The 12940-nt window shown below is 42.3% G+C and carries 9 protein-coding genes; 5 read left to right on the top strand and 4 right to left on the bottom strand.

The genetic code is table 11. The features are described 5' to 3' along the window. Positions 1–17: 17 nt before the first annotated feature. The 4 genes from RDN93_RS10140 to RDN93_RS10155 form a co-directional block, all read right to left on the bottom strand. A complete protein-coding gene (locus tag RDN93_RS10140) occupies positions 18–1574 on the bottom strand; it encodes a SusD/RagB family nutrient-binding outer membrane lipoprotein (RefSeq protein ID WP_308745405.1) in 1557 nt (518 codons plus the stop codon). Positions 1575–1586: 12 nt separating this feature from the next. Then, positions 1587–4874, bottom strand: a complete 3288-nt coding sequence (locus tag RDN93_RS10145; RefSeq protein WP_308745406.1) for a SusC/RagA family TonB-linked outer membrane protein — start codon at positions 4872–4874, stop codon at positions 1587–1589. A gap of 168 nt (positions 4875–5042) precedes the next feature. Continuing rightward, the gene (locus RDN93_RS10150; RefSeq protein WP_308745407.1) at positions 5043–6029 is read right to left on the bottom strand and encodes a FecR domain-containing protein; all 987 of its coding nucleotides are present in this window, start codon (positions 6027–6029) and stop codon (positions 5043–5045) included. A 24-nt stretch (positions 6030–6053) separates the two neighbouring features. After that, complete coding sequence (locus RDN93_RS10155; RefSeq protein ID WP_308745426.1) at positions 6054–6638, bottom strand: RNA polymerase sigma-70 factor; 585 nt, start codon at positions 6636–6638, stop codon at positions 6054–6056. Between the two features lie 345 nt (positions 6639–6983). Between RDN93_RS10155 and RDN93_RS10160 the strand changes: the two genes are divergently transcribed. The 5 genes from RDN93_RS10160 to RDN93_RS10180 all read left to right on the top strand — a co-directional run bounded on the left by RDN93_RS10160 (position 6984) and on the right by RDN93_RS10180 (position 12919). After that, positions 6984–7856 carry an electron transfer flavoprotein subunit beta/FixA family protein gene (locus RDN93_RS10160; protein ID WP_308745408.1) on the top strand — a complete coding sequence of 291 codons (873 nt, stop codon included), beginning with the start codon at positions 6984–6986 and terminating at the stop codon, positions 7854–7856. A gap of 2 nt (positions 7857–7858) precedes the next feature. Next, positions 7859–8878 carry an electron transfer flavoprotein subunit alpha/FixB family protein gene (locus RDN93_RS10165; protein WP_308745409.1) on the top strand — a complete coding sequence of 340 codons (1020 nt, stop codon included), beginning with the start codon at positions 7859–7861 and terminating at the stop codon, positions 8876–8878. 6 nt (positions 8879–8884) lie between these two features. Further along, entirely contained in the window at positions 8885–10591 is a 1707-nt protein-coding gene (locus RDN93_RS10170) for an Acyl-CoA dehydrogenase C-terminal domain-containing protein (RefSeq protein WP_308745410.1), read from the top strand. A 152-nt stretch (positions 10592–10743) separates the two neighbouring features. Then, positions 10744–12492, top strand: coding sequence for a rhomboid family intramembrane serine protease (locus RDN93_RS10175; RefSeq protein WP_308745411.1), 1749 nt, complete (start codon positions 10744–10746; stop codon positions 12490–12492). 7 nt (positions 12493–12499) lie between these two features. Beyond that, complete coding sequence (locus RDN93_RS10180; protein ID WP_308745412.1) at positions 12500–12919, top strand: hypothetical protein; 420 nt, start codon at positions 12500–12502, stop codon at positions 12917–12919. Positions 12920–12940 lie beyond the last annotated feature (21 nt).

Here is a 12940-nt window from a genome sequence, read left to right on the forward strand (position 1 = left end):
CTTTTTTATTTTAGCTGTTAATAACTTCCATTACTCTTCAAAGCCCACCAAAGGTCGGTTCCATTGGAGTCTTTTCCACCATTAAGCATACTTACAGCCGCTTCCACATTTTCTTTATTCGTATTGTATTCGGTATCAGCAAAACGAATACGGCGTTGTCCACGCTCAACAGTACAATCTCCATCAGCAGAACTAGTTGCAGGAAAAATTTTCGGATACCCTGTACGGCGATAATCTGCCCATCCGTTCATCGGATCAGGATAGCAGGCAATCCACTTTTGGGTAAGAACTCTTTCTAATTTCTCAGCATCACTAGCTCCTTCATTCCACTGAATAGTGATTGAAGATTGGTTAGGGTAATTGTCCGAAGCATGCAAACCATCTGTATAATCTCCCGGAACAGAAGTATTATCAGACAAATACTCATCTACTCCTGATACATTGAATTCTGCAAATGACAACCGAACTCCCTGTTCATAGAAATCTTTCGCTTCACCTTTCATATCCCAACCTTTCAGCTTTCCCTCAGCACGCAAAAAAGCAGCTTCGGCAGCGTACATCACCGGTTGAGGTAATGAGCGGTTGGTAGTAATTATAAGATTACTATAATTAGCATAAGTAGAGGAAACTGGGATTTCATTAGAACCGGAACGAACTCCTACATACTCTTCTGATAACCCGGCTGTTTGTTTTGTAAAATAAGCACTCCGACGTGGATCTTTGTATCCGTTCATATAGGAAATAATACACGCATTGGCTTTCAACTCACCCCACCCGCTGACAATGGAATATCCATTTACACCGATACCGCTATGGGTCGTATCATACGCACTCTCGGACGTAGACTCCAATACACCTCCAAGCACTGCTTCTTCTGCCTTACTTTGAGCGTAATCAGCTACTCCCGATACACGGATAGCCATTCGCAGTTTCAATGTATTAGCAAATTTCATCCATTTTGCACAATCACCGCCATAGAACTGATCGACTGTTGCCAAATCCTGATTAATACCTAATTCTGCGGCTGATTTCAATATGGTAATCACATTATCCAAGTCATCAAACATTGCACGCCAAGCAGTCGGTTCATCATCATAAAGAGATTTTATATCTCCTGATGTCACTTTAGAATATGGGATAGGACCTTGTAAGGAAGCCATCAGTTGCATGGCATAAATACGCGTCAACTGTGCCATGGCATAAATAACACCTTTCTTCTCCGTAGCTTCTTCTATTCGAAAGAAATTCGGGTAAATCTGACCATAAATTGTTCCCCATGAAGCACGGTTATGATCTTCCATTGCACTATAATAGGCAAAAAGATTTTTACCTTTTCCCCAATCATAAGGCGCAGTTATCTGTCCGCTAAAACAAGCCCACATACAATTTATAGCTTGGCAATCGTTTTGTTGAGGAGATGCATAGACCTTAAACATGGTCGACAACAAGCTGTTGGCTGGAACTTTCGCCGGTTGATACGGATTGGTATTAAATTCCTCAAAATTAGTAGTACATCCTACTATCATCAGACACATAGCCACACCTGCACCAATATTTCTTATTATTTTATTCATACCTATTATTATTTAAAACTGAAATTTGACATTAAATCCAAAGTTTCTCGTACTCGGAAGCATATATGAATCGAATCCTTGATAAAAATTGGAAGATGCAGAAGTCGTTATTTCCGGATCGAAAGGAGCTTTACAATAAATCATCCACAAGTTCTTTCCTACAAGTCCGACAGTCATTCCCATGCTGTTACCAAACCATTTCTTTGGTAATGTATAACTTAAACTCAATTCTCCTAAACGCACGTTAGTAGCGCTATAGGTATGATAAATGGAAGCCCCCTGGATAGTCTGAAAATAAGAGCGTGCATCTACCTTTGCCTGATTAATAACCACACCACCTGCATCGCGTACATCAGCACTAACCTTTGATACGCCGGCAGCATCAAGAATTGACTGTGTTTCACTTATTACAATACCTCCAAAACGACCGGTAAATGTCATACCCAGGTTGATACCTTTATATCCGAATCCTAAATTCCATCCCATATTCATCTTAGGCAGGATAGAGCCCAAATGAGTTTCTTTGTTTTCCAAAGAAAGCCCTACTCCATCCTCATTGAGGATATATCCGTTCAAGTCACGTTTCAGCACTTTCTGTCCGTATACATCTCCCATCGAACCGCCTACACGCAGAACCAAGTGAGCATCCGTCTTTCCATAAGTCATCATTTCAAGTTCCGGCATTTCTATCGGTTCCCCCGTAGCATAGTTATAGACACCATCGGCTAGTTGCTTGATTTTATTACGGTTCCAAGTCAATGTATAGTTAGTGGAGAAAGAGAAATCGCCCCATTTCTTATCGTAGCCCAAAGCCATTTCGATACCTTCGTTCATTATATTTCCACTTTGGATAGGAATTTTAGAATATCCGGAAGATTCGGACAAACTGGCATAGAATGTCTGGTTGTAAGTATTGGAACGATAATAAGTCAAGTTGAAGCTAATATCATTCAGGAATTTGGCATCTACACCTATTTCCCATGATTTCGTGCGTTCCGGTTTTAATTTAGTGTTCGGATAAATAGATGTACTGGTCCAATTATGCGATGCTTCGTCATATGGGTAAGTAATGGATGTCATGAAACGGTCGTAAGAGTTACCTACCTCTGTGTAGGAACCACGAACCTTCAGGTATGATAACCAGTCCGGAGCATCAAACATGCTGGAAATAATAGCCGAAAGACCTACCGAGGGATAGAAGAATGACTTATAGTCAGAAAATGCCAATCTGGAATCCCAGTCATTACGACCGGTGACAGTCAGATAAAGCATTGACTTCCACCCGAGTTCAGCATTTGCAAAAATAGCTCTTGTCTGGTCATGCCAACCGTCCTGTTTAGGTTTCCACGCTTCATCGAAGTTGATATTATGTACGGCAAAGAAATTAAGAATCTTCAAACCGCCTTCATACCCCATAGATTCATAGCGATTGTCGTTTAAAGATACGCCCAGGTTCACATTAACCGACCAGTCATTGATATTCTTATTCACTGTAGCAATAGCATCCGCATATGTACTCTTTGATTGTGCCCAAGAATCAGCATAAGTACCTCTGTCACCAGCAACCAGGCTACCGGTAGAAGCATATGCCTTATATGTCCTGCGGTTTTCATAATTGTCAACCTTCACACGACCTGTCACATCCAGCCAGTCCAATATCTGATACTTGAGAGAAGCGTTGACCATGTAACGGGTCTTTTTATTCTCACGTATCTGGCGATTTTGTATCCAGTATGGATTTGCCAGACCGCTTGAAGTTCCCCCATAAGGCCAGTATTGTTCCATGATATCCAAACCTTCATTATATCGCTCATACATACGCACATCTTCAAAGTTTTCGGAACGAGGGAAGCGATAAAGTCCGGGCAGAGGATTATAGTAATATCCCTGGGACATCATGTTTTTATCATTCTGAAGAATATAACTCGCACCGGCATCCAAGGTCATTTTGTCATTCAAAAAACTGGTTGTGTTGCGTACGGTAAAATTATAACGGTTATATCCGCTGTTAGGCAGAATATTTGTCGTATTGGTGGTAGAAGCAGACAGATAAGCCTGATTCTTTTTATTACCGGTAGATAAAGACATCGAATTGATTATATTACTTCCTGTACGGAAGAAATCACGCGGGTCGTAATCACTGTTTACAATCGGTCCCCAACTATCCAAATTTCCCGCAACGTTTCCATATTTGCTCTGCATTTCAGGCATCATGGCTACTTTGGAGAAAGTGGTATTATTGGAAACGGTTACAGATGTCTTGTCTACCGAGCCTTTCTTTGTAGTAATTAATACAACTCCGGCAGCGGCAGCATTACCGTACAATGCAGCAGCGGAAGGACCTGTCAACATGGAGATTGATTCAATATCTTCGGGGTTGATATCGGCAGCACCATCTGTACCCGGCTGATCGGAATAAATACTTCCGCCACCACCGTTCGACATATTGTACATCGGCACACCGTCAATCACATAAAGTGCAAGGTTGGAAGAAGTGATGGATTTGACACCACGCATAACGACACGTGAAGCACCACCGGTTGTATTAGATGAATTGATAGTAACACCCGCTACCTTACCATTCAAAGAAGAAATAAAATTGGCATCTTTGATTGTAGTCAATTCATCGCCTTTCACTTGCTGTACGTTGTATGACAAAGCCTTTTCCGAACGCTTGATACCTAATGCGGTAACAACAACTTCATCCAACACCTCAGCATCCTGTTTCAATACAATCTGATAAAATTCTTTATTAGAGGCTGCAACTATTTGAGTAGCATATCCTATATAAGATATTTTCAGTTTGGAATTGCTGAATGCTTTGATTGTAAAGTTTCCGTCTATATCCGTAATGGTACCCGTAGAGCTTCCGTCAACAGAGATGTTCACACCGATTAACGGTTCGCCACTTTCATCGACAACTTTACCTTTGATTGTTTTCGCAATCTGTTGCGTCACTGGCTTTTGTTCAGTTATTATGATATAATTATCATGGATTTGATAAATGAAACCTGTTCCTTTCAAGATTTCATCGAGTGCGGTAGTCACAAGTGCGTTTTTCAAGTTCAGATTAACAATTGTCTTTCCTCTCAATTGAGAATTACTATAATTTATTGACATTTGAGTCTGTTTTTCCACAGTCTTCAATGCTTCAATCACAGTAATATTTTTCTGTTGGATAGTGATTTTACTATCCTTTTGTCCCAAAACAAGCGTAGGTATCATTAATAATACTAAAAAAGGAAGAAAAACTTGCTTTTGGAATACTCGTCCTGCTATTTCTTTATATTTTTGTAGCATCTTTCTCGTATTAGTAAATTGGTTATTATTTCTATTTAATCGTTAGGAGTTTGCGTCAATTAAACGCTAATATCAGGAAAGTTTTTGATTTCATATCCGGAAGGAACTGGCATTCCCTCCGGGTATTTTTTTACATGGTGTGCTAAGTTAACAATTAGACAATAGGGATTATTTTTTATCAGTTATATAGCATTTATTATCTTTAATCACATAGTGGATATCTCCTGTTACCTGCGATACAATTTTCATAATTTCATCCAAAGTCGCCTGTTTGGGAAAACGGAAACTGTATGTGTTATTATTCAAACTATGGAAACTATATACAAAAGTATAAGGATATTTACGTTCAAGTCTCGTAAATATGTCTTCCAAATGCGCATCACTAAATACAGTTTCTCCCCGTTGCCAAGCCAGTACATCATCAACTTGTGATTGTTGCAAACAACTTTTCTTCGTCAACTTATTATAAGATAACTGTTCATTGGGTTTCAATATAACACTTGAAATCAAATTATTATATTCCACTTTTACACTACCCGAAATCAAAGTAGCATGTACTTCTTCATTTTCCGAATAAGAGTTTACATTAAATTCCGTACCTAAGGCTGTCACCTGAAAATCAGCACCTTTTACTATAAATGGATGTTTTTTATCTGGCTTCACCTTAAAATAAGCCTCCCCCATCAGGTAGACACTTCTAGTTTCACCACTAAAACTCTCCGGGTAGAACAAGGTACTTTTAGAGTTTAGCATTACAGAACTGCCATCCGGCAAAGTCAATTCACGTATTTCCGCAGTTGGTATATAACATTCTATCAAATCACCGGAAAAATCCCCTTTCTCTAAAAGTAAATAGATAGAAACTGACGATACTGCCAACAACAGCGCTGCAGCCACCTGCCAAACCCGTAATATATATTTCTTCTGTGATGAGGCAGGCCGGATACCTATATTTTGTTGCATACACCGTATGGATTGCTTCATTCCTTGGGGAACTTTCTCCTGACCGGCTTCCTTCCAAAGAGTATTAAGAGCTTCCATCTTCTCCTCAGCATGGTCTTCGTCTGCCAACCAGTGCCGGAATTGCTTCTGCACTGAAATCGGATAATCATTTTGACTAAACAGTTCTATTACTTGTTGAATATAATTCTTCATCATTATTTCTTTTTTATTTCGGCCTTATACTTTAAAGACAACTAAAAACAATGTACTACTTAAGGATACTAACAAAAAAATTAAAAAAAGAAGTATTTTCTTTAGGTCTATTAATGCCAAATAGACTTGATGTTCCACTGTACGAATAGAAACACCAAATTTTTCCGCAATATCTTTATAGCTTAATCCTTGGAATCTGCTGGCTTCAAAAATCACCCTCCGACGCTCGGGCATCTTCGCCAAAGCAAGCCGGAGTATCATAAGCAACTCTTTATAATAGATATTCTTCAGAGCCTGGTCATCTTCTATTATTTCGCAAAGTATCGCATTCTCCGCAAAATCTGCCTGATAGTCCTGCTCGATACGCTGATGCTTAAACATATTAAGAATGATATTCCGTGTTGCTACAAAAATATACCCATCCAATTTATCATTGGGGGTTTGCCATATTTCCGGTTGTTGCCAGAGTTTACAAAAAACATCTTGTGCGACATCTTCTGCATCTTCATCCGACTTTAACAACCGCCGGGCAAAATTTTTCACTTTAGGAAAGTTAGTGATAAAAAAAGACTGGAAGTCTTTTTCCATTTGTTTTTGATTATTTTCCATCATAATACGTTAAAGTAACAACGGACAAATTAAGCACATTGACAGCAAAAAAACAACAGTAATATTGTTTTTTATCAAATAAGGCAAAATAAGAAAAAACAATTGCCAAGAATAAGAATATCCTTGAAACATATTCATTTATATAAGAAAAGACAAACCTCTAAAATCGTCCTTTTTTGCTCAAAATTCTTAAACCTGTGCATTTTTTACTCGGATTTCTTGTCAGAACCAAGTGTTTGAGTAATTTTGCATGCTGATAGTTAACCGGATAGTTTGGATAGCAAGAGATTACTACTTGACTACTGGCTGCTAACTTGTAGAAATACTAATACTAAAATTTATAGCATGAGTTTGAAAATTGTTGTATTGGCAAAACAAGTTCCCGACACACGTAATGTTGGGAAGGATGCCATGAAAGCCGACGGAACCATTAACCGTGCGGCACTCCCCGCTATCTTCAATCCCGAAGACTTGAATGCTCTCGAGCAAGCTCTTCGACTGAAAGATGCCCATCCAGGCTCTACCGTTACCATTCTGACAATGGGACCGGGTCGTGCTGCCGACATTATTCGTGAAGGACTTTTCCGTGGTGCAGATAACGGTTACTTGCTGACCGACCGTGCTTTCGCTGGTGCAGATACACTGGCTACTTCTTACGCACTGGCTACCGCCATCCGCAAAATCGGTGACTGTGACATTATTATCGGTGGTCGTCAGGCTATCGACGGTGATACAGCCCAGGTAGGTCCTCAAGTAGCAGAGAAGCTGGGATTGACGCAAATTACATACGCAGAAGAAATTCTGGAAGTGGGCGATGGTAAAATCAAAGTGAAACGCCACATTGATGGTGGCGTTGAAACAGTAGAAGGTCCGTTGCCTATCGTGATTACCGTAAACGGCTCGGCAGCCCCCTGCCGTCCACGCAACGCGAAACTGGTTCAGAAATACAAACATGCCAAGACTGTCACTGAAAAACAGCAGGGTAATCTTGATTATACAGACCTGTATGACAAGCGCGACTATCTGAATCTGGCAGAATGGAGTGTAGCTGACGTAAACGGTGACCTCGCACAATGCGGTCTGTCCGGTTCGCCGACAAAAGTGAAAGCCATCCAGAACATCGTGTTCCAGGCTAAAGAGAGCAAAACCATCAGCGGCAGCGACCGTGACGTGGAAGACCTGATTGTTGAACTATTAGCTAACCACACCATCGGATAATCATGAATAACTTATTTGTATATTGCGAAATAGAAGAAGGTAACGTTGCAGACGTCAGCCTCGAACTTCTGACCAAAGGTCGTTCGTTAGCCAACCAGTTGAACTGTCAGCTCGAAGCTGTGGTTGCCGGAAGCGACCTCAAAGATATTGAAAAACAAATTCTTCCTTACGGAGTAGACAAACTTCACGTTTTCGACGGTGAAGGACTCTATCCTTATACTTCACTTCCTCACACCTCTATTTTGGTGAACCTCTTTAAAGAAGAGCAACCGCAAATCTGCCTGATGGGTGCTACCGTTATCGGTCGTGACCTCGGTCCGCGCGTTTCTTCTGCTTTGACCAGCGGGCTGACTGCCGACTGTACTTCACTCGAAATCGGTGACCATGAAGACAAGAAAGAAGGCAAGACTTACAAGAACCTGTTGTACCAGATTCGTCCGGCATTCGGCGGTAACATCGTTGCTACGATTGTAAACCCCGAACACCGCCCGCAAATGGCAACTGTCCGCGAAGGCGTGATGAAGAAAGAAATCCTCTCTCCGACTTATCAGGGAGAAGTAATTCGTCACGACGTGAAGAAATATGTAGCCGATACGGACTATGTAGTGAAAGTAATCGAACGCCACGTAGAAAAGGCAAAGAACAACCTGAAAGGTTCTCCAATTATCGTAGCCGGTGGTTACGGTGTAGGTTCGAAAGAAAACTTCGACCTGCTGTTTGACCTTGCTAAAGAACTTCACGCAGAAGTAGGCGCCAGCCGTGCTGCCGTTGACGCAGGTTTCGCAGAGCACGACCGTCAAATCGGCCAGACGGGGGTAACGGTTCGCCCGAAACTCTACATCGCTTGTGGTATTTCCGGACAGATTCAGCATATCGCCGGTATGCAGGAAAGTGGTATCATCATCTCCATCAACAACGACCCGGACGCTCCTATCAACACGATTGCCGATTACGTAATCAACGGAACTATCGAAGAAGTTGTGCCGAAGATGATTAAGTATTATAAACAAAATAGCAAGTAAGGAAAGATGGCTAATTATTATACAGACATACCGGAACTCAAGTTTCACTTGAACAATCCGATGATGAAACGTATTTGCGAACTCAAAGAACGCAATTACAGAGATAAAGATGAATTCGACTATGCTCCGCTGGACTTCGAAGATGCTGTAGACTCTTACGACAAAGTATTGGAGATTACCGGAGAAATCACCGGAGAAATCATAGCCGCCAACGCAGAAGGCGTGGACGAAGAAGGTCCCCACTGTGCCAACGGACGTGTAGAATACGCTTCGGGAACTAAACAGAACCTGGACGCTATGGTAAAAGCCGGCTTGAACGGCATGACCATGCCACGCAAATTCGGCGGTCTGAACTTCCCGATCACCCCGTACACCATGTGTGCGGAAATCGTAGCTGCCGCCGATGCAGGCTTCGGAAACATCTGGTCTTTGCAGGACTGTATCGAAACTCTGTACGAATTCGGTACAACCGACCAGCACAGCCGTTTTATCCCCCGCGTATGCCAGGGCGAAACGATGTCTATGGACTTGACAGAGCCGGACGCAGGCTCCGACCTTCAATCCGTTATGCTGAAAGCTACTTACAGCGAAAAAGACGGATGCTGGTTGCTGAACGGTGTGAAACGTTTCATTACGAACGGTGATGCCGATATTCACCTCGTACTGGCACGTTCGGAAGAAGGGACAAGAGACGGTCGTGGTCTTTCCATGTTCATCTATGACAAACGTCAGGGTGGTGTGAACGTACGCCGTATCGAGAACAAACTCGGTATCCACGGTTCACCTACTTGCGAATTGGTATATAAGAATGCAAAAGCCGAACTTTGCGGTGACCGCAAACTCGGTTTGATTAAATATGTAATGGCTTTGATGAACGGTGCCCGCCTGGGTATTGCCGCACAATCCGTAGGTTTGAGCCAGGCTGCTTACAATGAAGGATTGGCTTACGCCAAAGACCGCAAGCAGTTCGGTAAAGCAATTATCGAATTCCCGGCAGTATATGACATGCTGGCTATCATGAAAGGCAAGCTGGATGCCGGACGTGCATTGCTGTATCAGACAGCACGCTACGTAGACATCTACAAAGCATTGGATGACATCGCCCGCGAACGTAAACTGACTCCGGAAGAACGTCAGGAACAGAAGAAATACGCAAAACTGGCCGACAGCTTCACTCCGCTCGCCAAAGGTATGAACTCTGAATATGCTAATCAGAATGCTTACGACTGTATCCAGATTCACGGCGGTTCGGGCTTCATGATGGAATATGCTTGCCAGCGTATCTACCGTGATGCACGTATCACCAGCATCTACGAAGGAACGACTCAGTTGCAGACCGTAGCTGCCATCCGTTACGTAACTAATGGTTCTTACATCGCCACTATCCGCGAGTTTGAAACAATTCCCTGCTCACCGGAAATGGAACCGCTGATGTCCCGTCTGAAGAAGATGGCTGACAAATTCGAAGCAAGCACCAACGCTGTAAAAGAAGCACAAGACCAGGAATTACTGGACTTCACTGCCCGCAGACTGATGGAAATGGCTGCTGACATTATCATGTGTCACTTGTTGATTCAAGATGCCAGCAAATCTCCTGATCTGTTCTCTAAATCTGCCCATGTATATTTGAATTATGCGGAAGCAGAAGTAGAAAAGCATACAAGTTTCATCGAAAACTTCGACAAAGAAGACCTGGCTTTCTACAAAAAGTAACAGATTAGCTGTCAATAATAGAAAAAAGCATCCCTTCTCTCGAAGCGGATGCTTTTTTATTTGTCATATTCTGTCATTTATCATTATTATTCTATACATTTGTCAAGGAGATAAGTAAATTTTAATCAAGAACCAGATATAGAGAAAGAAATATGCCACTCAAACCTTCATATGACGACAAACTACATTTATCAGGATTATCAAATACAGAAATTCTAATATTAGCCCTCGAGGCTGCTCAGAAACTTGAATGGAAGATTGAAAAAATAGCTCCGGAAGGCATCCTGTTCCAAGTCCCGTTCAATATGTATTCCCACGGAGAGGAAATAACCTTTACCATAGAACAGGGAAGTGACGGAGAAGTATCCGTCCGCAGCCAGTCTTCTTCCATACAATTTGTAGATTACGGCAAGAACAGAAAGAATATCCAAAAACTACAAAAGGCAATGGAAGAGGCAAGAAACAGCCTTTTCCCGGAAGAACTGACCCAAAAAGCAAATGAGCTGGAAGAAGATTTCAACCGCCCGCTCACAGAAGAAGAAAAAGCATATATAGAAGAGGAAATGAAAAAAAACTCTATCCTATCTTTCTTCATACCACGCAAAGGATTCATAGCGACACCTATCCTTATCGATATCAATATTCTGGTATTTATCCTGATGGTCGCTTCGGGAGTGGGAATCTTGAATCCCGATACATTACCACTATTAAAGTGGGGAGCCGACTTCGGACCACTGACTCTCACAGGTGACTGGTGGCGTACTGTAACCTGTAATTTTATTCATATCGGCGGTTTCCATCTTGCGATGAATATATACGCTTTCATGTTTGTCGCTCTTTTCCTGGAGCAGCTAATAGGAAGCCGACGAATGTTCGCTTCTTATTTTCTGACCGGATTATGCTCGGCAGCATTCAGCCTGTATATGCACGGCGAGACAATTAGTGCCGGAGCTTCCGGAGCAATCTTCGGACTTTACGGCATATTCCTCGCCTTCCTCCTGTTCCACGGCATCGCCAAAGAAGAACGGAAGGCATTATTAACCAGCATCCTTATTTTCGTCGGCTATAATTTGATTTACGGACTGAAAGAAGGAATCGACAATGCCGCACACATCGGCGGATTATTGAGCGGCTTCCTATTGGGAATTGTTTATGTATTCAGTAATAAGTTCAAGAACCCCGACGCGCAGCGAACCGTATCCATCATTGGAGAACTTGGCATATTCTGCATATTCCTGTTCTGTTTCATTATGCTTTGCAAGAATGTGCCGCCTCTCTACCAGGAGATACGTCAAGAGTGGGAAAGCGGCATCGTGGAAGCCTACCTTAATGGAGAACTGGAAGAAGAAAACGAGAATCATCCGGTTATAAGCCCTCCCGGCAACTCTTCCGACAGGCAGTTTCCTTCATATGTTCCTATCGGCAATAATGACACCTGGCTTTCTTATTATGATGCAGAAACCAATTTCAGTTGCCAATATCCTACCAACTGGAGAAAAATAACAGGAGCAAAAGGATTGACTCCCAGTGCCCCACCGCCATTGCTCAAGCTTGTCAACGGAGCCAACCAACTGACAGTCGTTTCCATCGCCTACGATACTCAGAAAGAATTTGAGCATACGAAAAAACTGTCGCTCATTGTCCCGCGGAATGAGAAGGGGCAGCCATCGGAAGATTATAAGCAAAACGACATCAACATCAACGGACTGCCCATGACAAAAACAACAAACCCGCTGCATATCGGAGCTCCCGATGAACCGGGAAAAGATATACAACAAATCTCATTTAAATATTTCCAGGAGAAGAATAAAAGAATATATAGTATTGTCATGCTTCTCTACGATGAAGAAGCAGCCGCCGATTTAGATGCCATTGTATCGAGTATACAGATAACCAAATAAAGAGAATATGAGAGTCTATATCCAAGTCAAACAATTAGGAAAGCGAAAGTGCAGCATTGAAAAGATGCCCGTTGATTTTCCTGTTCCGCCTGCCCATGTACAGGAATTGATTGAAACCATCGTCAGTTGGCAAGTCAGTGAATACAACGAACGCTTACAGCAGAGCGAAGTGCTGAAATACCTCACTCAGGAAGAAGTGGAAGATAAGGCAGCTTCAGGCAAAGTAGGGTTCGGAGTCAACTATAACGGCAAACCCGCCGCAGAAGCAGAAGCTATCACCAATGCCCTGCAATCCTACGAAGACGGAATTTTCCGGATTTTCATTGATGACATGGAAGCGGGAGACTTATCCTCTCCCATCCTGCTGGAAGAAGACTCCACATTAACCTTCATCCGGCTGGCTATGCTGTCGGGAAGATTATGGTAATTATTATATCCTACCAAACAC

The organism is uncultured Bacteroides sp. (assembly GCF_902491285.1).
Taxonomy (GTDB): domain Bacteria; phylum Bacteroidota; class Bacteroidia; order Bacteroidales; family Bacteroidaceae; genus Bacteroides.

Bases quoted from the DNA above. Each gene is read 5' to 3' on its own strand.
- RDN93_RS10175 (WP_308745411.1), top strand. From the start codon at position 10,744: ATGCCACTCAAACCTTCATATGACGACAAACTACATTTATCAGGATTA.
- RDN93_RS10155 (WP_308745426.1), bottom strand. From the start codon at position 6,638: ATGGAAAATAATCAAAAACAAATGGAAAAAGACTTCCAGTCTTTTTTT.
- RDN93_RS10180 (WP_308745412.1), top strand. From the start codon at position 12,500: ATGAGAGTCTATATCCAAGTCAAACAATTAGGAAAGCGAAAGTGCAGC.
- RDN93_RS10145 (WP_308745406.1), bottom strand. From the start codon at position 4,874: ATGCTACAAAAATATAAAGAAATAGCAGGACGAGTATTCCAAAAGCAA.
- RDN93_RS10165 (WP_308745409.1), top strand. From the start codon at position 7,859: ATGAATAACTTATTTGTATATTGCGAAATAGAAGAAGGTAACGTTGCA.
- RDN93_RS10170 (WP_308745410.1), top strand. From the start codon at position 8,885: ATGGCTAATTATTATACAGACATACCGGAACTCAAGTTTCACTTGAAC.
- RDN93_RS10140 (WP_308745405.1), bottom strand. From the start codon at position 1,574: ATGAATAAAATAATAAGAAATATTGGTGCAGGTGTGGCTATGTGTCTG.
- RDN93_RS10160 (WP_308745408.1), top strand. From the start codon at position 6,984: ATGAGTTTGAAAATTGTTGTATTGGCAAAACAAGTTCCCGACACACGT.
- RDN93_RS10150 (WP_308745407.1), bottom strand. From the start codon at position 6,029: ATGAAGAATTATATTCAACAAGTAATAGAACTGTTTAGTCAAAATGAT.